The 26,963-nt window shown below is 39.8% G+C and carries 24 protein-coding genes; 6 read left to right on the top strand and 18 right to left on the bottom strand.

Going from position 1 to position 26,963, the window contains the following annotated elements:
• Window positions 1-2: 2 nt before the first annotated feature.
• Entirely contained in the window at window positions 3-641 is a 639-nt protein-coding gene (locus OQ267_RS08835; protein ID WP_265835600.1) for a DUF6266 family protein, read from the top strand.
• A 34-nt stretch (window positions 642-675) separates the two neighbouring features.
• On the opposite strand, the gene OQ267_RS08830 is transcribed toward OQ267_RS08835, so the two are convergent.
• The 5 genes from OQ267_RS08830 to OQ267_RS08810 all read right to left on the bottom strand — a co-directional run bounded on the left by OQ267_RS08830 (window position 676) and on the right by OQ267_RS08810 (window position 6,751).
• Window positions 676-1,440 (bottom strand): MBL fold metallo-hydrolase, encoded by a 765-nt coding sequence (locus tag OQ267_RS08830; protein WP_265835599.1) that lies wholly within the window; start codon window positions 1,438-1,440, stop codon window positions 676-678.
• A 49-nt stretch (window positions 1,441-1,489) separates the two neighbouring features.
• Window positions 1,490-1,762, bottom strand: a complete 273-nt coding sequence (locus tag OQ267_RS08825; protein WP_088302797.1) for a hypothetical protein — start codon at window positions 1,760-1,762, stop codon at window positions 1,490-1,492.
• A 507-nt stretch (window positions 1,763-2,269) separates the two neighbouring features.
• The gene (locus tag OQ267_RS08820; RefSeq protein ID WP_265835598.1) at window positions 2,270-3,172 is read right to left on the bottom strand and encodes a right-handed parallel beta-helix repeat-containing protein; all 903 of its coding nucleotides are present in this window, start codon (window positions 3,170-3,172) and stop codon (window positions 2,270-2,272) included.
• Window positions 3,173-3,442: 270 nt separating this feature from the next.
• On the bottom strand, window positions 3,443-4,093 hold the full coding sequence (locus tag OQ267_RS08815) for a LolA family protein (RefSeq protein WP_088302795.1): 651 nt from the start codon (window positions 4,091-4,093) through the stop codon (window positions 3,443-3,445).
• A gap of 60 nt (window positions 4,094-4,153) precedes the next feature.
• Entirely contained in the window at window positions 4,154-6,751 is a 2,598-nt protein-coding gene (locus OQ267_RS08810; RefSeq protein ID WP_265835597.1) for an FtsK/SpoIIIE family DNA translocase, read from the bottom strand.
• Between the two features lie 339 nt (window positions 6,752-7,090).
• On the opposite strand from OQ267_RS08810, the gene OQ267_RS08805 reads away from it, so the two are divergent.
• Window positions 7,091-7,744: an ankyrin repeat domain-containing protein gene (locus OQ267_RS08805; protein ID WP_265835596.1), complete on the top strand. Its 654-nt coding sequence runs from the start codon at window positions 7,091-7,093 to the stop codon at window positions 7,742-7,744.
• A 43-nt stretch (window positions 7,745-7,787) separates the two neighbouring features.
• On the opposite strand, the gene OQ267_RS08800 is transcribed toward OQ267_RS08805, so the two are convergent.
• From OQ267_RS08800 to pyrF, 5 genes are all read right to left on the bottom strand, one after another.
• A complete protein-coding gene (locus OQ267_RS08800; protein WP_010601800.1) occupies window positions 7,788-8,006 on the bottom strand; it encodes a PspC domain-containing protein in 219 nt (72 codons plus the stop codon).
• A gap of 129 nt (window positions 8,007-8,135) precedes the next feature.
• The gene (locus tag OQ267_RS08795) at window positions 8,136-8,351 is read right to left on the bottom strand and encodes a hypothetical protein (RefSeq protein ID WP_140418711.1); all 216 of its coding nucleotides are present in this window, start codon (window positions 8,349-8,351) and stop codon (window positions 8,136-8,138) included.
• A 378-nt stretch (window positions 8,352-8,729) separates the two neighbouring features.
• Window positions 8,730-10,034, bottom strand: a complete 1,305-nt coding sequence (locus tag OQ267_RS08790; RefSeq protein WP_265835595.1) for a DUF2851 family protein — start codon at window positions 10,032-10,034, stop codon at window positions 8,730-8,732.
• Window positions 10,035-10,156: 122 nt separating this feature from the next.
• Entirely contained in the window at window positions 10,157-11,068 is a 912-nt protein-coding gene (locus OQ267_RS08785) for a DMT family transporter (RefSeq protein ID WP_253249082.1), read from the bottom strand.
• A 144-nt stretch (window positions 11,069-11,212) separates the two neighbouring features.
• Window positions 11,213-12,043 carry an orotidine-5'-phosphate decarboxylase gene (gene pyrF / locus OQ267_RS08780; RefSeq protein WP_265835594.1) on the bottom strand — a complete coding sequence of 277 codons (831 nt, stop codon included), beginning with the start codon at window positions 12,041-12,043 and terminating at the stop codon, window positions 11,213-11,215.
• A gap of 420 nt (window positions 12,044-12,463) precedes the next feature.
• On the opposite strand from pyrF, the gene rho reads away from it, so the two are divergent.
• Both rho and pssA read left to right on the top strand, forming a co-directional pair.
• Window positions 12,464-14,185, top strand: coding sequence for a transcription termination factor Rho (gene rho / locus OQ267_RS08775; RefSeq protein WP_088302789.1), 1,722 nt, complete (start codon window positions 12,464-12,466; stop codon window positions 14,183-14,185).
• 65 nt (window positions 14,186-14,250) lie between these two features.
• A complete protein-coding gene (gene pssA / locus OQ267_RS08770; RefSeq protein ID WP_265818556.1) occupies window positions 14,251-14,943 on the top strand; it encodes a CDP-diacylglycerol--serine O-phosphatidyltransferase in 693 nt (230 codons plus the stop codon).
• Between the two features lie 34 nt (window positions 14,944-14,977).
• Here the strand turns inward: pssA and OQ267_RS08765 are convergent, their stop codons facing one another.
• On the bottom strand, window positions 14,978-15,349 hold the full coding sequence (locus OQ267_RS08765) for an Hpt domain-containing protein (RefSeq protein WP_088302788.1): 372 nt from the start codon (window positions 15,347-15,349) through the stop codon (window positions 14,978-14,980).
• A 16-nt stretch (window positions 15,350-15,365) separates the two neighbouring features.
• Window positions 15,366-15,872, bottom strand: a complete 507-nt coding sequence (gene folK, locus OQ267_RS08760; protein ID WP_265835593.1) for a 2-amino-4-hydroxy-6-hydroxymethyldihydropteridine diphosphokinase — start codon at window positions 15,870-15,872, stop codon at window positions 15,366-15,368.
• Between the two features lie 38 nt (window positions 15,873-15,910).
• Between folK and sppA the strand changes: the two genes are divergently transcribed.
• Window positions 15,911-17,677, top strand: coding sequence for a signal peptide peptidase SppA (sppA, locus tag OQ267_RS08755; RefSeq protein WP_265835592.1), 1,767 nt, complete (start codon window positions 15,911-15,913; stop codon window positions 17,675-17,677).
• Between the two features lie 78 nt (window positions 17,678-17,755).
• Here sppA and OQ267_RS08750 read toward each other — a convergent pair whose 3' ends face one another.
• From OQ267_RS08750 to OQ267_RS08740, 3 genes are all read right to left on the bottom strand, one after another.
• Window positions 17,756-19,516 (bottom strand): ABC transporter ATP-binding protein, encoded by a 1,761-nt coding sequence (locus OQ267_RS08750; RefSeq protein ID WP_265835591.1) that lies wholly within the window; start codon window positions 19,514-19,516, stop codon window positions 17,756-17,758.
• Entirely contained in the window at window positions 19,500-21,236 is a 1,737-nt protein-coding gene (locus tag OQ267_RS08745; protein WP_265835590.1) for an ABC transporter ATP-binding protein, read from the bottom strand. Before OQ267_RS08745 ends, OQ267_RS08750 begins: the two co-directional genes overlap by 17 nt.
• 150 nt (window positions 21,237-21,386) lie before the next feature.
• Complete coding sequence (locus OQ267_RS08740) at window positions 21,387-21,986, bottom strand: LURP-one-related/scramblase family protein (RefSeq protein ID WP_088302783.1); 600 nt, start codon at window positions 21,984-21,986, stop codon at window positions 21,387-21,389.
• 117 nt (window positions 21,987-22,103) lie between these two features.
• On the opposite strand from OQ267_RS08740, the gene OQ267_RS08735 reads away from it, so the two are divergent.
• Window positions 22,104-22,949: a S1 RNA-binding domain-containing protein gene (locus OQ267_RS08735; RefSeq protein ID WP_088302782.1), complete on the top strand. Its 846-nt coding sequence runs from the start codon at window positions 22,104-22,106 to the stop codon at window positions 22,947-22,949.
• An 82-nt stretch (window positions 22,950-23,031) separates the two neighbouring features.
• On the opposite strand, the gene OQ267_RS08730 is transcribed toward OQ267_RS08735, so the two are convergent.
• The 3 genes from OQ267_RS08730 to OQ267_RS08720 form a co-directional block, all read right to left on the bottom strand.
• Window positions 23,032-23,697 carry an MCP four helix bundle domain-containing protein gene (locus tag OQ267_RS08730; protein ID WP_265835589.1) on the bottom strand — a complete coding sequence of 222 codons (666 nt, stop codon included), beginning with the start codon at window positions 23,695-23,697 and terminating at the stop codon, window positions 23,032-23,034.
• 190 nt (window positions 23,698-23,887) lie between these two features.
• The gene (locus tag OQ267_RS08725) at window positions 23,888-25,321 is read right to left on the bottom strand and encodes an ATP-dependent DNA helicase (protein WP_265835588.1); all 1,434 of its coding nucleotides are present in this window, start codon (window positions 25,319-25,321) and stop codon (window positions 23,888-23,890) included.
• A gap of 247 nt (window positions 25,322-25,568) precedes the next feature.
• A complete protein-coding gene (locus OQ267_RS08720; RefSeq protein WP_088302778.1) occupies window positions 25,569-26,708 on the bottom strand; it encodes a putative sensor domain DACNV-containing protein in 1,140 nt (379 codons plus the stop codon).
• Window positions 26,709-26,963: the final 255 nt, after the last annotated feature.

Here is a 26,963-nt window from a genome sequence, read left to right as displayed (position 1 = left end):
TCATGGGAAAAATAGAAAACGGAATTAACGGTGGCTTCACCGGGCCGGTGGGCGCCGTGACCGGTTATTACCTGAACGGGAAATGGGTGATCAGGAGCAAACGCAGAAAATCCATCAAAAACAAAACCGGTACTGCTGATCAAAAGGCCTGCAGATCCCGTTTTACAACAATGCAGACCTTCTTGAGCCCTATAGTTGGTTTTATCCGGATTGGTTTTAACCTGGAGTCGAAAAAACGCGGGATGACCGCCCATAATGTGGCGAAATCCTATAACATGCTGAATGCCCAAAATGCCACCGGCGAAATCGACTATGCCACTGTGCGTTTAAGTTTTGGAAACCTCATCGGTGCAGAGGGTGTTAAACTGGAACACGACGATGAGGGTGTACATTTCAGCTGGACGGATAATGCCAACGGCGATTATACCAGGCAACATGACCAGGTGATGTTAATGGTTTATGATGTGGACAACAAAACGGCCATCTATGAAACAAGTGGCGCCAGGCGGTCAAAAGAAAGGGAAAGCCTGGAAATTCCTTCCTTTTATAAAGGAAATACATTTCACACCTGGATGGCTTTCATTGCAGATGACAGAATGGAGATATCTGCGAGTACGTATTGCGGCAGTTTCATTTTTTGATCACAAATGACTGAAGCTTTTACATTAAATAACGCTAACATTCAAAACTCAGCCCGTCGTAAGCCAGCCTGATATGTGCTGGTAAATCTTTTTCTACCTCCGCATGTAAGCCTAAATTATGGCTGATATGGGTCAGGTACGTCGTTTCTGCCCCAACCTTTTCTGCAAAGGCAATGGCTTCGTCCAGAGTAAAATGTGAAATATGGGGTTCTTTCTGTAATGCATTAATCACCAATATTTTTGTTCCTTTTATTTTTTGAAAACTCTGTTCTGATATGGTTTTGGCATCGGTAATGTACGTAAAGTCGCCAATCCGGTAGCCTGTAATCGGCAATAAATGGTGCATTACTTCAAGTGGAATGATGGTCATTTCGCCAATTTTAAAATCTTCTCCATTGGTAACGGTATGCAGGTTAATTTGCGGCAAACCATGGTATTTGGTTTCCGCAAAAATATAATAGAACTCCCTTTTTAAAGCCGTTTGAACCCTTTCGGTGGCATAAACATCTATTACCTTTTGCAACAGGTAATTAAACGGCCTGATATCGTCTAAACCTGCAATGTGATCCTTATGTTCATGCGTAAACAGTACCGCATCCAGATCCTTTACCTGCGCACGAAGAAGCTGATACCGGAAATCAGGCCCGCTATCCACTACAATGGTTTTATCTCCGGTTTCTATTAAAACAGAAGTCCTTAAACGGTTATTTTTCCGATCATCAGAGCGGCAAACTTCGCAATCACAGGCAATTACCGGAACGCCCTGTGAAGTGCCGGTACCTAAGAAAGTAACTTTCATTGTATATGACCTTCCTTTCTTAACATGTCATCTGCTGTCTTTATCTGTATCAAAATAACTCCGTTTGCTGTAGTGTATGAAAAAATTGCCGTTGTTTTTCATCCAACAGATGTACATCAGGACTGGTTTGCTTAATCAGGGCAACTAGGGCTGCGATTTTCCCTTCCAGGTTTGAAAACTTATTGACCACGATTATCCTGTTATGCTCCAACAGGCAAGAACCGGTTTTAAAGTTTCCTTTTTCATAACGAACCTTAAAACCCATCGCTAAAAGCAATTGCTCTAATTTTTCTAATGAATGATTGGTTAAAGGCAACGACATTAGAACAAACTTAGAGAAATCTGTGGAGCATTCATAAATAGATGATGAAAATTTTATCAATCACCATGTTCATTTCTAAAATAAAAATATCCAGAAAATTGGGGTTCTATTAACAATCGATCATGAAAGCCCTATCATTTTATCAATGGCATATGCTAAAATTGGCGTCATCTTGACCGGAGCAATGCGCAGTGGAGAGATCCTTGGACTGGATTAAAAGATCTCTCCGCTACGGTCGGGATGACGATTGATTGTAAACCTGTCATCCAGATCCTCGACACTTATTGTCTCTTAAAAGAACCAGGCCACTTAAACCCGACAGCAGCGGCAGCGCCCGATTCTTCATCGGGCCTATAGCGAATGGCGGGACTGCTGCAACCTAAGCATTACGGCTATTGCTTTTCAAAAAAGCAGTACATAATCTATGACACATATAAAAACCTGACTGTAATAAAACAAAAAAGGTTCAGCTGTTTCCAACTGAACCTTTTTACGGGGAGAAAAATCTTAATTAATCCGGTTAAAAAGTCCTTTTACATTACCGGAACCACCGCTGCCTGTGGTTGTGATGTGGCCAGCATTTCCATTTCCATCATAACCGCTTCCTTTGTTATTGCTGGCGGTGCAATTGGTCACCGTATGCGCAACATTTTGCCCGGCACTGCCCAGCTTGAAGCCATTTCCGTCACCATTGGTACCATAACCATTATTGGTGGCCGTACAATTGTTCATGACAACCGTATAAGGTTGTCCGTATAAATCCCAGCCATCATCAGAATTGTGGTAGGCATTACAGGCGTTAAACTGATTACCCGCTCCGGCAGATAACTTACAGGCATAACCATCTGCATTTTCACCTCCATTGGCCACGTCATAATTATCGTATGAGGTGGAATTATTAATGCTGTTATGGTGACCGCCGTTATAAATCTGAAGTCCGGAATCTTTGTTTCCATAGGTTGTTACCTTATTGACATAATTGTAGCCACCGGTTTGGAAAACAATCCCGCAGTCAGGTGCGTTTCTAATCGTCATATTGGTAATATTCCAGTAACTTCCGTTTACTTTTACACCCCAGTTGGCACCGGAAATACGGGAACAATCCAATATGCCACCGGTAAAATTAATTTTAGAACCGGATGTACCACTTTTAAGTAACTGCAGGGTGCTGGTGAGATAGATGGTACCACTTACCGTGATCACATCGCCCGGTTGGGCATTTGATATGGCAGTTTTTAAAGCCGCTTCAGTAGTTACTGTAGCACTTACAGCCGCAGCTGCCAATCCCAATTTGTTTGGCTGAACGATGGATTGACCATCTGCAACATCAGCCGTTGTAGTGTTGTCTTTCTTGCATCCGAACAATGCAATAGCCATCCCGAGTACGAGAATACCTGAGTTTTTTTTCATGATAATAGAATTATATTTGGTTATTAATGATGATGAAATTAATAATTAAACTACAATAATGTATCATAAATCATATATATCTATGCAATCGTTCCCGTAACTAAAAAAGAACTTAAATTACAAAACTGGATATCCAATGGATACGCATGACTTGTAATTAGATAGGAAGTAAAAGGTATATCAAAGAAAAAGCGATCTAACCAGGGAATATCCTGATTAAATCGCTTATCATATATTTAGCGCTGAAACAAGCGCCGTCTGCTAAAGCTGTTACCGCAAATCAACCACTTCCACGCCAGGATATTTTTTGGCGTCAAAGGCAAAAGTCGTTTCCGGTACATTCACATTGGGCGAGAAAGTTTTCACGTTATACGTGTATTTGTTTCCATTCTTATCAAACAACACCACATTTGCAATCTGTTTGGCAGCCTTATCAATACTTAAGCGAACCTTAAAGATTGATTTTTTGGTATCAACCGGTGTTAAATCAATCATCTGATAGGTTTTCGCACCAGCCTTTTCTTCCCCGGTATAAACATATTTAAAACCTTTTTCATAAACGGTAAAGATTTTAGCCGGATTAATGGCATCACCACTGTTATCTACGTTACTCACCTGAACTTCTTTGTCTTTTTTAAGATAAGTCCACTGGCTTTTACCATCACTGAACAATTCCTGATTGGTCATGGCCACCTTATACTTATTAGAGTTGGCCTTAACATACAAGGTACCTTGCTGTGTTTCTTTCACCTTTGCTTTGGGGTTATCCAATGTGAAAGAAAAATCTGTTTTAACTACGTTGTACGACTTATATTTTTTACTTACTTCTGCTAAAATTGCTTTAGCCCTGGCATCAGTCTGGGCATAAGTTGATGTGGTAAAGGCAACAACCACCATGACTGCTGAAATTAATTTCTTCATTTTTGTGCTTTTAAATTTTCTTGTGAAAGGTCAGAGTAGATTTTTTACGATTGGTTTAATCTAATCTTTGTTATTCATCTCATTCAAGAATTGTTCCAAAGAATATTCATCCGGATATAAAACTTCGCGTGCCTTACTGCCTTCAAAAGGACCGACAATACCGGCAGCTTCCAGTTGATCAATGATCCGGCCGGCACGGTTATAACCCAGTTTCAGTTTACGCTGAATGAGGGAGGTAGAACCTTGCTGGTGCATCACAATCAGCCTTGCAGCATCCTCAAAAAACTTATCACGCTCATTCGGATCAAAATCTGCCTTACTGCCTTCACCAGCTTCATCGATATATTCAGGCAGTTGATACGCATCAGCATAACCGCGCTGATTGCCGATAAATTCAGAAATCCGATCCACCTCTGGTGTATCCACAAATGCACATTGTAGGCGGATTAAGTCGCTTCCGGTAGATAAGAGCATATCTCCCCTGCCGATCAGCTGGTCGGCACCACCACTATCCAAAATGGTACGCGAATCAATTTTAGATAAAACCCTGAAGGCTAACCTAGCCGGGAAGTTGGCTTTGATGGTTCCGGTAATGATATTTACAGACGGACGCTGTGTCGCCAGCACCAGGTGAATCCCGATGGCCCGAGCCAGCTGTGCCAAACGGGCAATGGGCGCCTCCACTTCTTTACCAGCGGTCATCATTAAATCGGCGAACTCATCCACCACCAATACAATAAATGGTAAAAAGCGGTGTCCGTTGTTTGGATTTAACTTCCGTTTGATGAATTTATCATTGTATTCCTTCAGGTTTCTGACCTGTGCATCTTTCAATAGATCATAGCGCTGATCCATCTCGATACAAAGTGAATTCAGGGTGTTTACCACCTTTTTCGTGTCGGTGATGATCGCATCCGCTTCTCCCGGTAGCTTGGCCAGGAAATGGCGTTCAATTCTGTTAAATAAGGTTAACTCTACTTTTTTCGGATCAACCAGTACAAATTTTAACTGCGCAGGATGTTTTTTAAATAACAGCGAAACCAATATGGAGTTAATCCCTACTGACTTACCCTGCCCTGTTGCCCCGGCAACCAATAAGTGGGGCATTTTGGCTAAATCAGCAATAAACACTTCATTACTGATCGTTTTACCGAGTGCAATCGGCAGATCCATCGTATTGGAGGTCCATTTTTCGGTGTTCAGAATACTGCGCATCGGCACCATTTCCGGATGTTGATTCGGTACTTCAATACCAATGGTTCCTTTTCCGGGCATGGGTGCAATAATCCGGATCCCTAATGCCGCTAAAGAGAGTGCAATATCATCTTCCAGGTTTTTGATCTTTGAAATCCGGACACCAGGTGCCGGGATAATTTCATAGAGCGTAACCGTTGGACCAATGGTTGCCTTAATCTTATCAATTTCGATGTTATAATGATTAAGGGTTTCTACAATCTTGTTTTTATTGGCTTCCAGTTCTTCGGCATTAACTGAAATCTTATTGGTACCATAATTTTCCAGTAAATCTACTGTAGGGTATTTATAGCCGGACAAATCCAGCTTTTCATCGTAATTACCAAACTGTTCGACGAGGTCATCAGATTTTTTATCCTCTTCTGTTTTTTCTATGGTAAAAACAGGTTCTTTTTCTTCATCAATTACAGGCTCAACGGTTAGGGGCATAGATTCAGCTGCTGAAGTGGCAATGGGTAAATTGGTGGCCATTGGCGATAACACCACTGGTGCTACTGCCACATCTTCTACTTCTTTTTGTTCAAACCGGCTGGGCTGTAAAACCACGTTCTGCTGCTTTCTTTCATTTCCTGTTCCCGATTTATCCCGAACAGGAAATTCGATTGGTGCAGAGCGTTCATCTTCTTCTCTTTTGTTGGCAAATTTCTCGCGCACCTCATTTACAAAATCAGGCGTTTCATTGTCGAGATAAACTTCCTTTTCTTTACGTTCGGGAAATTTAAAATCAATGTTATAGGCAATGATCAGGATGGATAAGCCTGCAAAGGCAATTAAACCGGCAACCCCGGCGGCACCAATCTGCGCAGCCAGTAGTTTGTTGCTCCAGTAACCAAACTCACCTTCTACATAATGTGGCGATTCTGCCCAGAAGCCATGTGCAAAACCTAAGGTTAGGGAAATGAACAACAGAAAGAAAAAACTATACCCCAGTGTTTTAGAAATGGAAAGGATTTTGACTTTAAACAATAAGCGGTAGCCGATAATAAAAAACGCCAGTACAAATAAAAAGGAGGCAATGCCGAACCACTCATAAATAAACTGATGCGATAACAGCGCGCCGAACTTACCCAGCCAGTTCTGAACAACGGGCGTGGTCACACCGGCATCTTTCAACTCCTCTGCAGTCTTGAATAAATTCCCCCAGCCGCCGTTGGCATCAATCACATAACTCTGATCGTCCTGCCAGGTAAATAAATAGGACGTAAATGCAATTAAGAAATATAAGGAAAGGATGACAAAAAACAACCCTGCAATTTTCACAGCACGGCCATCCTGCAAGTCGAAGCTTGGCAGATACTCTCTTTTTCCCTTAGGCTGGCGATTAAAAGATGACCTGCCTGATGCATTTTCAGCACCTTTATCTCTGAATGTATTGGTTTTAAACTGGTTTCCCCTTACCGCCATTTTCTATCCTAATAATGATTAACGAACAAATATAAATATATAGTTGTATCTATCATGATTTAAAATATCCACTACATAAAAGAATGATCAGCAGTTAAACCTTTAGCTCAAAATCACGTCTATGATTTAACAGCACACAGTTGTACGTTTTGTCAAATGAAACGGATTTGTTTTAGGTTTTACCCCCGTTCGGCCAGGAGTGGCGAAACGGGGTTTTTATTTAAAAGCCATACCAGATATTCTTTTTGTCAGAAAAAAATACGGCAAAAAGTTTCAAAAATTAAATAATTATTAATTTTTCACTACTTTAAGTCAGTTTTTACAAAAGATTAATTCTACATGAGCATAGCGAAACTTGAAGAACAGATAACGCTGGGAAATTTTCAGGCAGTTAAAGATATTTTGATCGAAAACCCGGCATTGGCCAATACCAACACGTCACATCAGATTTCTCCCTTATTATTGGCCTGCTATTACAAAAAGCAGCAAATTGTCGATTTGATTGTGGAATTTACAGCTGATTTAAACTTGTTTGAGGCTTGTGCGGCAGGTAAATTTGATACGGCAACATTACTCGTTTTCCAAAATCCGGAGCATATCAATACCTTGTCTGATGATGGATTTACACCACTGGGTTTGGCCTGTTATTTCGGCCATGAAGATTTGGCGAGGTTTCTTATACTCAAGGGTGCAGATGTGAACATTCCCTCTAAAAATGGCTTTAATGTCTTCCCGATCCACTCTGCTGTGGCCTCAAATCATGTAAACCTGACTAAACTGCTTCTGGATGCAGGTGCCTATCCTAATGTTTGCCAAAAAGCAGGCTTAGCCCCATTACATACGGCAGCACAGCTGGGCAATATCGCGTTGATCATTCTCCTGCTGGAACATGGTGCTGAAGTAGGTTTAAGAATGGAAGGCGGAAAACTACCCGCAGATTTAGCTGCTGAAAAGGGTTTTCATGAAATTGCCGAAATATTAAGAGAAGATTAGTTTTCTGTCATGGTGAATCGTCAGCTGTACATGACCCACTGATCTACTCCCAGATTCTCAACCGCATTTTTTTCATGTAAGTCCTGATGTCCAGCACCACTGCGGCCAGAAAGTAAAACAATATGGGGAAGCCAACCGCCAGAAATGACGAATAGATAAAAAATAAACGAACCTTAGCCGTACTCATGTTTAACTTATTGGCAAGATAAGTTGACACGCCGAAACTTTGCTGTTCAAAATAGGTGATGATTCTCTGAAACATTTTAAGCTTATTTTAAATCCAACGCAATAGAAAAATAAATCAAGCAAAATAATAATGCCAATTGAATACTAATTTAGGTATAATATTTAGATAAAAATGCATGAATTAAATATGATACTGATAAAGAAGTTAATCCAGCACCAGTTTATCAAAATCCTGCCTGTTCTCGTGTTTTATAAAAAGGATCTGCTGCTCATCTAAATGTGCAAATTTCTTTTTCAATTCATTCTTAAACTTTTCAATATCCACCGCTGCATGCAATATAACAGTTAAAGCATCGGCATTACCTCTTACCTCGATAATTTTATCCGGAAAATGCTCTCTAAGTTCGTGTGGGAATTCCATAATCATAAAACCTTTCTAACGCCATAAAGTTTGATCTTGGTGTTTTAATTTTTTTATGGTATATGCCATGGATAATCATTTTAAAAAAGTTAAAGCCCTACTTTGGTAAGGCTTTAACTGTTAACCCGCATCCATCCAAATGCCTGGTTTTAGTTTTAAAATCATACAGCATACCCTGACTGCTTGGTTTTTGTTAATCTAAATCGTCCCATTGATTTAATTATAACTACCACTAAGATAACAGATTAAAAAATGTGCAAACGATCTTATTTGATAAAAGGGTAATTATACCCTTCAGTAATAAGGTTTATGCTGACTTAAAAAAAAGTATTTTTACGGTACACTCATATTTAACCGATGCCTGGATGTTGTTCATTATCAGGTATGATGAATGTTATTCAGATCAGGCTTTAATATGCTGATGCCTATGCCACACCGTAAGCATTTCTTCTGATCACAATATTGCTTTTTTAGCTGTAAAACGGCCTGAGAGGCAAAGGCTTTTTCAATGCTCACCCCCGCCCCGGTAAACTTTTCTGTTATGGCATTCTTTTCTGCCGGCAAACTTTCCAGCAGGCAAATTGCCCTGTCGATATAGTCCTGCATTCCAATATGCTTTCCATAAGCAAATAAGAATAGCGCAACAGTGTTTAATAAAATATTTTCGATAGATTTTTTACCGATCTGCGTATTTACACCTGCCGCTTTTTTATGAAAATGATAATGTTCCTCCCAAAAAGAATTAACCGGCAGTTTTTCAAAAAGCCGGCCTAATTCACCAATATCTTTTATGGCTATAATTTTTGAAAAGAGATGGTTAGACTTTGAAATTAATGCAGCAAACTGTGCTAAACGAAGTGTAGGAAAATTCTGAGGCCTCATCCTCATAAATTTCCAATTAGACATTTCTATGGGTTTAATCTTATATTTTTTCTGAAGAAAAAGAAATTCCGCTTTAAGTTTGCGCGGGTATTCTTCTTCAGCATGATGGTTTAAAAAACCTGCAGCACCATAAACCAAAGCTTCAATCTGAAAGGGATTATCTTTGTGTTTCCTGTAAATTGATGAAGGAATGGCTTTTGCCAGAAACTCGAAAGGTAAAGCATTCACTTTAAAACCGAAATTCCTGGCCATGAACTGATAAAAAATTTCATCCCAGTTGCCTCTGGCCTCCTCCAGACTTTTGAACAGTAGCTCCGTTTTTTCCTCAAACCTTTCCGTTAAAGTCCTGGAAAGGAAAGAATCGATAATCACACGATCCACTGATGCAATCTGCGCGGCACATGGAAAATCATTTAGGTTAAGAAAAAGATTTTCATATTTCTCCAGCAGCTCCCTTGCTATTCTATTTTTTAAGGTGAGTACAGGTATCACCGATCCATCCATCCGGTTGATTTCTACATCATGTTCATATACCACGTGCAGAATTACATTCTCATAAGCCTTGTCGTTTTGATGGCGGTGCTTTAGCCAATCAGACGATTTAAGGTGGATTTCTACATTTCCGGCCCATAGCGTTTCAGCGATCTGAATTTTAGCCTGGCTAAAATCAGGACCTGCATCTTTATTCAGAAATCCATGATGGATAATTTGAAGTGTTTGCGCGTCAGCAGTTCTTAAATCAACATGATCAAATGATTTGAATTGCCAGACATAATGCAGGAAATCTTCAGAAAAGTTCATTTACTGAAGATAAAAAATATTCCTTTAAGTTTTATACCATTTCATTCGTCACCCTGAATTTATTTCAGGGTGTTCTGGTAAAAAATGCTGAAAATACATTCAGCATGACGAAAGTAATTCATCTACAGCGGCTTGAATTGTGCTTTCTTCTTATAATTGGTAATAAAAACCCCTGCAATAATCAGTATTGTAGCCACAATCAAATCTACGCCAACTTCCTCATTCAGCATCAGCCATCCTAAAAATATCGCGATCACGGTATTGAAATACGTAAGGATGGAGACCTCTGATGCGGTCACTTTTTTCAGCGCATAATGGTAACAAAAAAAGGCCAGTACAGAACCAAATATGGCCAGGTAAACCGCTGCAAAAATACTTTCTGTTTTCCAGGCACTTACTTCAGCCTGGCCTGAAAAAATGAACGCCAGGCACCACTGAACGAGTGCTGAAAAAACAAATTGGTAAAATAAATTTAAAAAGATATACTGTGGCTTGCCACTGTGTTTTTTAGAGTAAATGGTGCCTATTGTCCAGCCGGTAACGGCTAAAACAAGGGCAATAATGCCGTTCCGGTAACCTGGTTCCATCAAATCGGTAATTCCATCCCGAAAAATAAACACAACACCTAAAAAGCCAATAAAAACACCGGTAAAGCCTTTCAGGCTTGGTTTTTGAATTCCCAGAAAAACACAACCCAGAAATACCATCAATGGTGAAGTGGCATTAATTAAAGATGTTAAACCACTTGGAATGGTTTTTTCAGCTACTGTGGTTAACCCGTTTGCAATAACCACCATTAAAATGGAAAGTATAATCTGCCTTTTAAAAGCCGACCAGCCAATCCACTTGAGTTCTTTTTGTTTAATCAGTATCAACAGAATAATCAGTGAAGCAATGCTTTGGCGGATGGCGGTGACGTACCAGGCTGGAATTGAAGATACGGCAATGCGGATCCCCAGATAGGTAGTTCCCCAAATCAGGGCTACACCTGTTAAGGCCAGTATAAGTTTTAAATCTAATGGGGGTTTCATCATGTGGAAATCAGCCGTAAAGGATGTGCTGCCTTACGTAAAAAAAAATGTTATTACCTGGAAACACAGCATATACAAAAAGCAAATCACTTTTCGTGTATGGGTAGCTCATCAAAACTAACCTGTGAAAAATCTGAAAATACTTGGCTAAATTAAACCGGCCCCGATTAAAATCTGCTCCATTTCTTTCTGCAGCTTCAATGCCTCTGCCCTTGCCTTTTCAGCAAAATCTTCGCCATTTCCGGCATAGATAATGCCCCGGGATGAGTTCACTAACAAGCCACATTGTGCATTCAATCCATATTGGCAAACTTCCTTTAAATCACCGCCCTGTGCACCTACACCAGGAACCAATAAAAAATGATCAGGTGCCAGTTTCCGGATATCAGCAAAGGCAGCACCACGTGTGGCCCCTACTACGTACATCATCTGTTCATCGGTAGCCCATTGCTGAGCGGTTTTTAATACTTTTTCAAAAAGCCTGTCGGTTCCGGTTTCCTGTAACTGAAAGTCAGCATGCCCGGTATTGGATGTTAAAGCCAGTAAGATCACCCATTTATTTTGAAATGTTAAAAAAGGTGTAACCGAATCACTTCCCATATAGGGTGCCACTGTAACAGAATCGAAACTCATTTCTGAAGATTTTTCATTAAAAAAAGTTTCTGCATACATGGCCGAAGTGTTGCCGATATCGCCACGCTTGGCATCTGCAATACTGAAAATATCTTTAGGAATGTATTTCCAGGTTTCAATTAAATTTTCCCAGCCTTTCTTCCCGTAACACTCATAAAAAGCTGTGTTTGGTTTATATGCTACACACAAATCTTTTGTGGCATCAATAATCTGCTTATTGAATTCCAAAATCGGATTTTCATATTTTAATAAGTGCTGGGGAATTTTATCAAGAGAAGAATCCAGCCCAACACATAAAAAAGAACGTTTTTTCTGTATCTGCCCGAAAAGTTGTTGCTTGGTCATATATGTGCTTGTTTGCTGCAAATATGATGTTTTTTAAGATTTTTAGACGATTAAAATATTTTCACATTCATTATTTTATAAACATTTTAAACTTTTTCTTGCGGATTACGTTTCAAATACATACAATTGCATCATAATTTCTCAACCGTTTATCTGAATATCCCAGAAAAAATTATCAAAACTTGTTTTTTGTTACCATTTTTTGAAAACGATTCATCGTTTTTTATTCAGCATGTAAACAATTATGAAACCATTTTGAGGCTTCAAGTTAATCACTCATTTTTGGTTTTATAGCCTAAGAATTTATACGCATGAAATGTCTGGCTTTTTAAAACTAACATATTTTAGCCCTGACAGATTTATAACCGGAAACATCCGTTATAAAAAAATGAAAAATTTCTTGAAACATATATATTCAGAATGTTTAGCAAAACAGAATTAAATGATAAGCTCACACCAGAATTACGTGAGCTTGCAAAATCTTATGGCATTGAAGGTGCCGATTCCTTAAGAAAGATAGACCTTGTTGAAGTACTTCTGCATCAGCAGGAAATTATAAATGCCGCCAAAACAGGTACCGATCCTTATAGTGAACCAGCAGTTGCAGAAGCCAGTGTAGCAGCACCTGCTGTAACCAAAACCAAAGCAGTTAAAGCTGAAAAAACTCCAAAGATTGCCACAGCAGCAGCCAGTGCAACGGATAAGCCTGTGAAGAAAAGAGCAAGATTGAGTAAAGATGAATCCGTTACACCTGTTGAAAGAAAAAGGGAATCGGTTACTTTATTTGATGAGCCGCAGCACCAGCAACGGGCAGAAAAACAACCCGACAGAATTGCAGAGCAGGAAGAAAGTGTTAAACCCATTTCTGCCCTGATTGAAGAAAGTGCGGAAGTATTACCTGTTCAGAAACAAAAGCAAGAGCCACGGGAAAAACAAGAAAAACCACAGCGCGAAGATAACCGCCAGCAGAAACAACCCGGAGGCGGCAACCACCATAAAAACGAAAACAGTTATTCTAATTTAGATTTTGATAACGTGATCACAAATGAAGGTGTTTTAGAAATTATGCCTGATGGTTACGGTTTCTTACGTTCTGCGGATTATAACTACTTAACCTCTCCTGATGATATTTATGTATCACAGTCGCAAATCAAACTTTTCGGACTAAAAACCGGTGATACCGTTAAAGGCAGTATCCGTCCGCCAAAAGAAGGCGAAAAATATTTCCCTTTAGTTCGTGTGGAGACCATCAATGGCAGAATTCCTGCCGAGGTAAGGGATCGTGTACCTTTCGATTATTTAACCCCCTTATTTCCAACAGAAAAATTAAATTTATTTACGGACAACAGTAATTATTCTACCCGTATTATGGATTTATTTACACCAATTGGAAAAGGACAACGTGGTTTGATTGTAGCGCAACCTAAAACCGGTAAAACCAATTTACTGAAAGAAGTGGCAAATGCCATCGCTAAAAACCACCCTGAAGTTTATTTAATTATTTTGTTAATTGACGAACGTCCGGAAGAGGTAACTGATATGGCCCGCAGTGTGCGTGCCGAAGTAATTGCTTCTACTTTTGATGAGCCAGCTGAGCGCCATGTAAAAATTGCCAATATCGTTTTAGAGAAATCCAAGCGTTTGGTAGAAAGCGGACATGATGTGGTCATTTTACTGGATTCGATTACCCGTTTGGCCAGGGCTTACAATACCACTGCTCCGGCTTCGGGTAAAATTTTATCCGGTGGTGTGGATGCCAATGCCCTGCACAAACCAAAACGTTTCTTTGGAGCGGCCCGTAATATCGAAAATGGTGGTTCATTAACCATTTTGGCAACTGCATTAACGGATACAGGTTCTAAAATGGATGAAGTGATTTTCGAAGAATTTAAAGGAACGGGTAACATGGAGTTACAGTTAGACCGTAAATTATCGAACAAACGCATCTTCCCGGCAATTGATATTACCGCATCAAGCACCCGCCGTGATGATTTATTATTGGATAGAGATATTCTGCAACGTGTATGGATTTTACGTAACCACCTGGCAGACATGAACAGCCAGGAGGCGATGGAATTTGTACAGGCACAGATAAAAGGCACTAAAAGCAACGAAGAATTCCTAATTTCGATGAATAGCTAAATAAGTTTGGCGTTTGGGGTTTGGCGTAATGCGTTTCAAACCCCATGCGCTTAGCGCATAACCCCATGCTAAAAAAAAATATCCCCAATGCAATCACCTGTGCAAACCTTTTTTCAGGTTGCATCGGAATTGTTTTTGCATTTAAAGGCGACTTAAAAATTGCCGCTTATTTTGTTATTCTTTCCGGAATTTTTGATTTTTTTGATGGAATGGTGGCTCGTTTGTTAAATGTAAAATCGGCCATTGGCAAAGACCTGGATTCTCTGGCAGATATGGTCAGCTTTGGATTTTTACCAGGGGTAATCATGTTTAACTTATTGCAATTAAGCGATTACACTTCTGCATACCTTCCATACCTGGGCTTTTTGATTACCATTTTTTCTGCTTTAAGATTGGCAAAATTTAATAACGATGAAAGACAAACGGAAGATTTCATCGGACTAAATACACCAATGAATACTTTATTTATCTGCTCGCTACCATATATTTACGATGATTACCCCAGTGTAATCGGATCAACCATCCTGCTTATATCCATTACAGCAATCACCAGTTTCTTACTAATCAGCGAGATTAAGATATTCTCTTTAAAATTCAGTGATCTAAGCTGGGCAAAAAACAAAATTAAATTCATTTTTCTGATCCTCTCGGCTGCTTTAATAGCCGTATTACAATTCGCTGCCATTCCTTTTGTACTGGTATTGTATATTGCCTTATCTGTTTTGCATTTTAAACATGTTGCAGAAAAGATCAGTTAACAGCTGAATAATAAATGCTTAAAGACACCCAGGGTCAGTTGAGGGGTTGAATATCTTTCTTAACCGAATCCAGCTGTGAATAGATGATCTGCACGATTATTTTCAGCCGTTCTATAGCAGCAGGAATTTGGTTCACATCATGATTCCGGGCCTTCAGTTCAATTTCCTCTACAAAATCCTTTATATCATTGCGGCCGATATAACTAAATGTCGGTTTCAGTTTATGAGCACATCTGCTTACTTCATCCCAGTTTTTCAGGGCCAAAGCATCATCCATTTCTGCCAGATAGATCGGGGTTTGTTGAATAAATGTATCAAAAATCTCGATCATAAATTCAGGATGATGTCCCACCATTCCAACGAGGTATGATAAATCTAAAGGATGATGATCATCGATATTTTGCATAAGGCAAAACTAATCATTACAATTTCCTAATTTCCAAAACATCCGTAATATTTTCATAGATATTCTGAACCGTTTGCCCTAAAACGGGATGAACAACTTCGGGTGCAATTTCGGCCAGCGGTGCCATGACGAACTTCCGTTCCTGCATGTGGGGATGTGGTACATGAAGTAGATTTTGAATATCAATCACTGCATCACCAAACAGGATCAGGTCGATATCAATCAACCGTTCACCCCATTTTTCTTTACGCACCCTTCCAAGAAATTGTTCAATATGAAGTGCTTTTTGCAATACCTCCAGGGCTGTAAAACCAGTTTTTACCGCAACCGCCTGATTTAAAAAAGCAGGCTGATTTTCCTTACCCCATGCCGCCGTCTCGTAAATGGAGGAAACCGATACGACCTCGCCAATTTCCAGCCCAATTAAAGAAATGGCCCGACTTAGATTATCCTGCCTGTTCCCTAAATTTCCACCGAGTAACAAATAAGCAATCGTATACTCTAAAGCCGTATTAACCGTCATGTATTTTTATATCTTTACGCCACAAAACTAACATTTAAATGAAAGATTTTTTCAAGTATCTCTTTGCCTCCATGCTGGGTTTTTTCCTTTCTGTGGTGATTATATTTATTATCGTAATTGTGATTATTTTCGGTGCCATTTCATCATTGGATGATGATAAATCAATTACAGTATCGAATAATTCCATTCTGTTTTTAAACCTTGACCAGCCCATCACCGAGCGGACGCCTAAAAATCCTTTTGGCAACCTCCCGATAGTGGGCAGTGCAGAAAAGGATGGAATTGGATTAAACGACTTGCTGAAATCAATAAAAAAGGCCAAAACAGATGATAATATTAAATGCATCTACCTAAACGTGAGCAGCCCGAATGCGGGTTTTGCAACCATGCGCGAGGTGAGGAATGCACTAATTGATTTTAAAAAATCGCATAAAAAAATCATCTCATACAGTGAAGTGTATACGCAAGGTGCTTATTACCTGGCATCAGTAGCAGATAAAATTTATTTAAATCCGGAAGGTGCGCTGGAATTTAAAGGATTCAGTTCTGAACTTACTTTTTTTAAGGGTACATTGGAAAAGGCTGGCGTAGAGATGCAGGTAATTAGAGTGGGTAACTATAAAAGTGCTGTTGAACCCTTTATTTTAGATAAAATGAGTGATTATAACCGCCAGCAGGTTACGGTTTATGTGGGTGGCTTATACAATACTTTTTTAACTGATATTGCCAAAAGCAGAAATATGGAACGTGATAGCTTGTTTTCCATTGCTGATCAATACAAAATTCAACAACCTCAGGATGCTTTAAACTATAAAATGATTGATGGCCTGAAATACAAAGATCAGATCCTGGAGGAACTTAAGGGCATTTCAGGCAGAACCAAAGGTGAAAATATCCGATCGGTTGCAATCAATGATTATGCAAAGAACAACAGCGATGCGGGCAGCAGCAAAAACAAAGTAGCTGTTATTTATGCCAACGGAGAAATTAGCGGTGGTGAAGGCAATGATAATCAAATTGGTTCTGAACGCATATCCAGAGCCATCAGAAAGGCACGTTTGGATGATGATATCAAAGCGGTGGTGATTCGCGTAAATTCTCCTGGCGGAAGTGCACTGGCTTCGGATGTGATCTGGCGGGAAATTGTACTGACTAAAAAAGAAAAACCTGTTATTGCCTCCTTTGGTGATGTGGCTGCTTCTGGCGGATATTATATCGGCTGTGCAGCTGACAGTATATTTGTTCAGCCCAATACCATTACGGGTTCAATCGGTGTTTTTGGAATCATTCCGAATTTTCAAAACCTGATGACCAATAAACTGGGAATTACTTTTGACGGGGTTAAAACGGGTCAGTATGCTGATATCATGGCAACCAACAGGCCGATGACTGCTGGCGAGAGATTTATTATTCAGAATGAACTAAACCGGGTTTACAGCGGCTTTGTAAGTCGTGTAGCCGATGGCAGAAAGAAAAGCAAAGCTTATATCGACAGCATTGGCGGTGGACATGTGTGGATTGGTACGGATGCCGTTCAGATTGGCCTGGCAGATCGTATCGGCAGCTTTAATGATGCCATTAACGCTGCTGCGAAGAAAGCTAAAATAAAAGATTTTAAAGTGGTAGAATACCCTGATGTGATTGATCCCCTTAAATCTTTAATGGATGAAAGTACAGATAAAATCAAAACATACTACACCAAACAAGAGCTGGGCGATCATTACATGCTTTACCAGCAAATGAAAAAGGTAATGGCCAGTTCCGGCATTCAGGCCAGGATGCCTTTTGAAGCAGTTATCAGATAATTCCTTTTGATACACTGGCTGGTAAATTGCCAACCAGTGTATCAATTTCCAGATACGGGGTGAAAACAGACTTATATGCTAACTCACCCGCTTCCCTTTTGTCAGCATGTTTAATGCATCATTCAAAGTTCCGGCTTGTTGCACCTCTCCTTCATTCACGAAATAAATTTCATCAGCATTTTCAATGGTATTTAACCGGTGGGCAATGATGACTAAGGTGGTTTCCTTTGATAGTTTATTTAAGATACTACTCAGTAATTGTTCTGTAATGGTATCAATATTTGCAGTTGCTTCATCTAAAATCAGTAATTCAGGGTTTCGGAGCACAGCCCGCATAAATGCAATGAGTTGCTTCTGACCTAAACTAATGCTGTCTGACCCTGAAGCAATTTTAGTACTGATACCTTCATCAAAAATTGCCAGCAATGCATTTAAATTCGCGTGTTCGATAATCCTGGTGAGTTCATCATCGCTCACATCTTTATATCGGCTGTTCCCATAAAGGATATTATCTTTAACCGTCCCGGTAAACAAAAAGGGTTCTTGTAAAATAAAGCCAATTTTCTGCGTACGCTCTTCTGCGCTGAAAGACCGGATATCCTTTCCGTTTAATAAAACAGTTCCTTTTGTAGCGTCGTATAAACGTGAAATCAATGAGGCCGTAGTGGTTTTACCGCCGCCTGTTGGCCCGATGAGGGCGTAGGTTTTCCCTTTTTCAAACTTCAGGCTGATGTGATGCAGAATTTCTTTTGAATCATCGTAAGAAAAGTGAACATCCTTAAATTCGATCAGGACATCCGAAGTAACGGTCTCCTCATTTTTGATTACCTGCAGGTTGTTCTCCAGTAATAAAATTTTAGAAATACGATCCCAACTGGCCATAGCTACCTGAAAACTGGTCCATAATGCTGCCAATTGCCTCAGCGGATTATAAAAATTGGTACAATAAGATAAATAACTCACCAGAAAACCTAAAGAAAACTGGCCTGTAGAAATGAGGTGTATACCGAAAAGCAAAACGATTAATTGTGCGATACTGGAAAGCAGCCCATAAACCGGAACAAAAATATTATTGGCCAGGCCTGCACCAATGGCGGTTTTGTAGTTTTCTTGGTTGGCCTCATCAAAACGTCGCCTAAAATAATCGCGGCGGTTGAAAGCTATAATCACCTTAAAATTATTCAGGCTTTCCTGAACCTCAGCACTTAGTCCGCCTACGCTTTTCAGGTTTTTAGCATTTTTACGTTTTATCCAGGGCGATAACACCATGGTAAAAACGACAATGACAATGGCTGGTGAAAGGGCGGCGGCACCAAGTTCCAAATTAATAGATAACAAGAACACACCTGCACCAATCATGGTGACAATACTCCCGATAAACTGCATCAGCGATTGAGAAAAAAACTGATTCAGCTTGTCTGTATCACTGTTTACCCTTGAAATTAAATCACCGGCCTTATTCTGGTTGAAAAAAGAAACCGGCAATTCCTGCAACTTATTGAAAATGGCATTTCTAAGGGTATATAACATTCTTTGGCCGATACCTCCCATCAGTTTGGTTTGGATATATCCGGTAACCATGGCAATTAAGTACATGCCCAAAAGAATGCCGCCAAAAACCAGCACACCATGAAACTGCTTGGTTCTGATATAAGCATCAATGGTATACCCCACCAAAAGTGGCCCCAGTAAAAGTAATCCCGAATTAATAAGGATAGCGATTAAGGCCAGTATAAGATTCTTTCGTTCCGCAGAGATGAATTTCAGCAATCTTTTAAGCGCCAGGTAGGTAGATTGCTTTTCCTGCTCTTCGTTGAGCTGGTTAAGATTGTAATTCATAATTGCTTGTGCTCTGTTGTGAATTGTAAATTTGAACATATTCAGGGCTGTGCTGAATCAATTCCCGGTGTGTTCCGGTAGCAATAACCTCCCCCTGCATCAATAAAATCACCTGATCGTAATTTTCAACTGCGGCAATTTTCTGTGTCACGGAGATCAGGGTTATACCTGGATAATGCTGCTGGATATTTTCAAGAATCCGCTTTTCGGTATTGGCATCTACCCTGGCGGTAAAATCATCCAGCAACAAAATTTTAGGGTTTACAGCCAATGCCCTGGCCAGCATGATGCGTTGCTTCTGTCCACCCGAAAGGCTGTTTCCACGTTCAGAAACAATGGTATCCAGTTTTTCAGGTAAGGCATCAATAAAATCCTTTAGTTCTGCGGTTTGAATGGCCATCGCCAAAGATTCGTCAGTAACCGTATTGCTAAAGGCGATATTCTCACGAATGCTCATGTTAAAAATAATACTGTCCTGAAAAACAAAGCCAACCTGCTGGTGAAAATTCTCCTGTTTATAGCTGTTGATTTCTTGATGATCATAAAGAATTTCACCGGTCTGGGGTTCGATCAATCCGGTCAAAATATAAAGCAGTTGCGTTTTTCCGGCAGCCGTAGGACCAATAATGGCTGTTCTGGACCCTGCCTTTGCAGCAAAAGAAACCTGCTTTAAAATGGGTTTCTGACCAAAGTTTAATTCAATATTCCGGGCTTCAACATCACCGGTTAGTACATTGGTTAGGGTACCGGGATGCTTTAATTCAGGTGCATGTAGTACACTTTCAATGCGTTGATAGGAAGCAGTAGCCTGGGCTATGACATTACTCATAAAACCGATCACCAAAATCGGAAATATAATCAGTGCCAGGTAACTGTTAAACGCCGCAAATTCACCAAGCGTCATGGTACCTGTGATCACAAAATGGCCTCCAAGTACAAGAATTGTAAGGCCGGAGAGGTTCGAAATAAAAACAATGATGGGAATCAGCCCTGCAAATAAACGGAGAATGGATAGGCCAAGATCACGTGCTTTGGCATTGGCATCTAAAAACTTCTGGTATTCAAGCTGTTGGGAATTGATCACACGAATCAGCGCTGACCCCAGAATACTCTCGCTGATTACTTTATTCAGCCAGTCGATCACTTCGCGACTTTTGATAAAGAGCACCCTCACTTTTTTCAATACCAGGTAAAATGCAATCCCTATGATTGGTACAATAGCAATTACACAAAGGGCAAGTTTCCAATTGATCATGAGGAGCAAAATGCTCGCCCCAACAATTAAAAATATTGACGATGCGAGTGACACAATCGCCTGCGACACAAACATTTTAATGGAATCTGCATCTGAAGTTAAGTTGGTGAGTAATTTGGACGGATTGGCTTCGATAACATAAGCGTGGCTCTGACGAGAAATCTGATCAGAAAGTTTTGACCTTAAATCTCTGGCTACCCGTTCTGATGCATAGGTTTGAACAATACTCTGCAAATAGGTAAAGATAAAAACCAATACGATGGCAATGGCAAACTGAAACAAAACCGAATCCAGATTAAATGTTTTGCTGGTATATGAATCGATGCCATGGGCAATAATTTTTGGCAGCAATAAGTTAATGCCGTTACTGAGCAGGGCAAATAAAATAAGTGAAAAGATTAAGCCTTTATAGGATGCCAGTAAACTAAAAACGCTTGGTTTTTTAGCTTCTTTGGGTTTTGTCATGTAGTTCATTAAATAGTGGACAGATCAAATTTAACCCAATTATTTGATACTGCCGGCAATAAAATATTAAAATATAAAAGGCGAATGATTAATAAAGTGGCTGAGGAATATCCGGATGCTACAAATTAACCATTCACCTTTTAAAATTGATTAGCTTTCTTTTAAAACCATATCAATGGTAATGGCTGTACATACGATGGCCACTTTCTGGTCGCTTTCTGCATAACCAGGATCTATCGATACATTGTATTTATCGGCTGTGGTGAACACTTCTTTTAATGCACCCGCCCATTTCTTACTAATCTTACCGACCTCGGCGCCAGTATTATTGGTGATGTTAAAATTCCAGGCCTTCCAATCGCCGGTTATTTTGGCAATTTCCGTTCCTGATACAGGGTTTGATATGGTGAATGTTGGTTTAAACAGTTTGAACTTCTGCTTGATAATGCCCACTTCAACACCCATCGGATCAGTCACGATAATTTTCGACATCCAGAAAGTCCAGCCCCGGCTGATGGTGGCCTGCAACTGACCGTTTACATCCGTAATCTCCAGTTTAAAAGGCATCATCCGTTTATCAACCAGTAAGGTTAAAGCCTTCTGCCAGCCACTTATACGCTGTTTAATCACCCCGATCTGCGTACCCTGATCATTGTAAACCTTATACTCATTTGCAAACTTCAGGAAGTTCACTTTTTCATCAATAAAATACTCGTCGCTCAAAAAAAAATCTGGAATCTGCTTATTCATATGGTAAAAATAGATTAAATGAGCAGCTAAATTATATAAAAAATTTAAATCAGATCTTGCCTTTAAAGATTAGTATCTTTGTACAAAAACCATTGAAGAAAATGGTTAACCATTACGATGATTGAAATAGGAAAATATAATGAATTAAGGGTTTTAAGCAAAACCGAAGCTGGCTTAAACTTAACGGATGGTGATAAACTGGTGATATTACCTTATCAGTACGTTCCAAAGGGCCTGGAAATAGGTGATAACGCAAAGGTTTTTGTTTACATTCAAAAAGACGGTCGCTTAACCGGAACCACACAAAAAGCTTATGCTGAAGTAGGCGATTTTGCTTTCTTAAAAGTAGTTTCTGACGGAGATGACGGCATTTTCATGGATCTGGGCATTGATAAGGATGTTTACGTTCCTACAAAAGAACAGAAAAGGCCGATGCAAAAAGGCTATAAATATGTGGTTTACCTTTACCTGGATGAAAACAGCGACCGTTTGCTGGCCTCCTCAAAACTTTATGATTTTGTTGAAGAAGAAAATTTCGATTTCGAAGAAGGTGATGAGGTGAGTTTACTGATTACGGAAGAAACTGACCTGGGCTTCAATGCCATTATCAACAATACCTATATTGGCTTACTTTACCATAACGAGGTTTTTGATAACATTCAGATTGGAGATTATCGTAAAGGCTGGATCAAAAAAATCCGTGTAGAAGGTAAAATTGACCTGACTTTACAACCCAGTGGTTACGGGCATATTTTAGATTCAAAAGAAGTCATTTTAAATGCATTAAAAAAGAATGGCGGCCTGATCGAGCTGGGTGATAAAAGCTCACCGGAAGAAATTTATCACCGTTTCCAGATCAGCAAAAGTGCCTTTAAGAAAACGATTGGTTCGCTTTATAAAGAACGCTTGATAGTACTTTCTGATGATTCAATCCGCCTGGTAACGGATGAGGATGCAGAATAACTGAGTCATTTAGCCGCAGATTACGAATCTTAGATAGATGCTGAAATAAATTCAGCATGCTAAATGAGTAATCTGCGGAATCTTAATTTAAATTAAACTTCTCGTTCTGAATTTTAACCATATTGGAAGCGGAAATAATAGAAACAACCATCACCCCGATAAGGACGGCTAAAATTCCCTGCAGGGAAGAATATATTTTGGTTCCGGAAACAAAGATTTTGGAATCCTTTATTAATTCATGACCCACATTTGATTGAATTTTAATCAGCGCAGAAAGTTTGACAAGTGTTTGGTTAGCTATTTTTTTTCCTTCAGACTGATAAATTCTAAGTGCATCTTCTTCCGCCATTTTCAGCACCTTTAACTCCAGTTGTTTTTGCTGACCTAAGGCACTTTTTAGATCATTCAGAAATACCTCTTCCTGCTTAACCAGTAACGTGAGTTGGTATTTCTGAATCACTGAGTCAATCTTGAAGTTATACTGATCAATTTTTGCCTGACCACTTAATGGCAAAGAATTATTGATTAGCGCATCATTAAAAATCATATTTTTCTGGTAAAGTTTTTCGGCAATGAAGTACAAATCAGTTGCCGGAACCAGCCGATCATTATACATAGAGATAAATGATTCATTAATTGTTGCTACACTTTTATCTTCCAAAAACCGGATTAACAACATGCAGCACATCATACAAAAGAGTAGGAAAGCAATTTTCAGCTTATTTTTAAGGCTAAATGCAAATTTCATGAGGTATTGAGGTTAGCCATTCAAGGTAAGAATTTAGAATGGTTTAGCTGCAGATATTATTGTAATTTTTGAAATGCCTGCATCATTAAAACATTTTTTATTGGGCAGAATTAAGCTGCGATCTGCAACTAAACTTGCTTCAGGTTTTCGCTCAGATAAAAATCCGTATTTCCACAGGAAGTTTAGCCGCTTAAAAATAATCTGCCTGAGCTGTTTTGGCAAAGAGCTGAGGCGCAAAATTAACTAAATATAACTCTTTCCTGGCCCGGGTTACGGCCGTGTATAACCAACGCAGAAAATCCAGATCAATCATTTCTTCGGTTAAATAACCCTGGTCTGCAAAAACGGCGTCCCATTGTCCGCCCTGTGCTTTATGACAGGTTACCGCGTAAGCAAATTTAATTTGCAAGGCATTATAAAATGGATCAGCCTTGATGGCGAGCATCCTTTGGCGTTTATTGGCAATGTGTTCATAATCTTCATTCAGTCCATCAAAAAGCTTTTTATTTTGCTCGTATGGCAGGTTTGCGGATTCGAGGTTTAAGGTATTCAACATCACCTTGCAACTGATTTGCCCGGCTGCCGGAAAATCCATAAACTCTAAAGTAGCATCCGCAAAGCGGAAACCATAACGTTCTTCTTCTCCCCTGACGCGGATCACTTTAGCCATATCTCCATTGGCGATAAAAGCCGTTTCCTCATTTTCCGGAAGCCAGAAATAATTATTGCGCACCACCATAATCTGATCGCCACCTGTTAACTCTTCTTCGCGGTACAACAACCTGGCGCGGATTTGCTGGTTGTAAATATTAGCCGATTTATTAGAACGGCAAACCACCAGTGTATTCTCCATTCCAAACTTACGGTAGGCATATTCTAAGCCTTCTACCAGCCTGGCACCCGCCATATTGTAAATGTCAGTATAATTTTTGGTTAGGAATTTGGGCAGGGGTTTATCGGGATTTTTAGAAATTTGATTCCGAAGCATGGTTGCATTAGCCAGGATACCTGATTTTTTTCCCTGGCGAACCACCTCTTTCAATTCTACTGAAGTAATGGTCAGTGCAAATTTATCCTTTAAGTATTGTTCGTTTAAAGCCGGACTATCTAAACTCCCCACCGGGGGCAATTGTGCCGTATCGCCAACAAATAGCAAAAAACAATTTTTAGTATTATAGACAAATTCTAATAAATCCCTTAAAATAGAGGAACCTGTCTCGTTAAATTCATCGGCAATCATAGAGGCCTCATCGATGATAAACAGGGTATTTTCAGAAAGATTTGGGGCCATCTGAAACTGCATTTCCGGCGATGCCGCAGAGCGTTTCCGGTAAATTCTTTTATGAATGGTTAAGGCCTTCCGCGAAGCATACTGGCTCATTACCTTTGCCGCCCGACCTGTTGGTGCCAGTAGCTCACTCTTTAAGTTAAATTTCGACAACACTTTCACCAAAGCTGCAACAGACGTCGTTTTACCCGTTCCGGCATAACCTTTTAATACAAAACAGCGATATTCATCTTCCTCCTGCAAAAACCTGGACATCCGTTCGCAAAAAAGCAATTGCTCTTTAGTAGGTATATGTTCATAAGCATCGGCAATGAGTTGACTTTTATCCGGGTACATTATTATTGAATCGTTTTATTGTTAAATTGTTTTGAAAAGCAAGTGCTGTAATGAATTGGAAAGCAATTGTGCCGCTAATTGGGCTCAAGGCTCCGTCTTTCCGTTACATCTCCGATAAAAATGGGGTATACCATACAGTTTAGCGGGCAAAGCTACCAGCTCTTTTTAATGTTAACCCTGCAAAATACGTAAACGAAATAAATTTCCAGCGAATCCTTGCAACAGTAAAGCAATGGCTTAATTTATTTTACAATAATAAAGTTTCAATCCGGTGTGCCATCACCATTTTTTGCTGTTTGCTCCAGCTGAAGATCGTAAAATGTCCATCCTGTGAAGCCACTAATCCAATGGCTTCAGGCTGATCATTTACAAATTGTGCCACTGAAAAATGCCTTGTTCCACCTAGCTGCCCCGGGTATAACAGTTTATCTTCTCCGCCAAGAATCGGTTCAGAAAAGGCAATCTGCTCAACAGTAGGCTTACCTTTAGCCCGGCCAATCTTTGCCCCAAAAGCAATCAGATCAAATTGATCATTTATAATGGTGGCCCCGTCAACGGCGGTTAATCCCGCCAGGTGTTCCACTTCGCGCCTTAATGCACCTTGTGAAAAAATTTCTGTCTGGTTACCGCTTTGTTTAGCCAGGTTTGATAAACCGGAGAAAGGAGGTTCAATTAAATATTGGATGGGCTGAATGATAGACTCTTTCCATTTGGTATTTTCTTTAGGTACAATTAATAGCGCACCACCACGCCCGTGCCCACGCATAGAAACCGAAAACTGAATCAGGATATTAATCGGATCATTCCAACTGGCCAATACCGTTAAATCCAGTAAAGCTTTTAAAATCGGCGGGCAATCACGATTCGTACAGGAAGTGTCATCCACAATTCTGATTTGTTCACCCTTTAAAACTGCTACATTGGTGTATTTTCCAATGCCGTAAATCCGGCGGTGTTTGATCACAATCAATCCAGGTTCAGAAACATCTACTACAAAACAAAAATTAGGGATATTTAAGGTGGTGCCCCAGATGTATAATTCACCATCCTCTTCCCATACCCCCAAATGGATCCCGGAACGCTCTATACCAGGTGCAATTTTAGTCAGGGTATTGGCATTTAAAGGTAAGGGTTTAGCAAACCTTAAAGGGTTTGAAGTTTGCGAAGGCGGTAAAAAAGCAACAGATATACGCGGTGAGTGCCCTTCTTCTTTCCGCAGGCTGCTCCAGAAAGCCACGTCTATCAACGCCTCTATTGTTTTCCTGTCTGGTTGTGAAGCCAGATCAACCTCTCCCTGTGCTGCGGCATTTTGATGCAAGCGAATAAAATGTTGCTCAATTTTGGCAGCAACCGTGTTCGCGGCTTTGTAAGTAGGCGTGTAACTCATGTTTCGAATTTAAGCTGAATATTTCAAATTTTTAATAAATGAAAGGTTTGATTTTGGTCAAAAGATTTGGCTGGATTTAACTCCTGCATATACAGATTTTTTATTCAGGCAGATAAAAAAATACCCAAACAATTTACTGCAGAATTACAGAAATATAAATGAGATTTTCATATTAATCTATGCTTAGATAACTCATACATGTAAAGGTTATCCCTTGAAAAGGACCAGATCTCCTTTCCAACTAAGCGCGCTTTG

The sequence above is a fragment of the Pedobacter sp. MR22-3 genome, from assembly GCF_026240075.1.
GTDB lineage: Bacteria > Bacteroidota > Bacteroidia > Sphingobacteriales > Sphingobacteriaceae > Pedobacter.
This window is presented reverse-complemented; position numbering and strand designations above follow the sequence as displayed.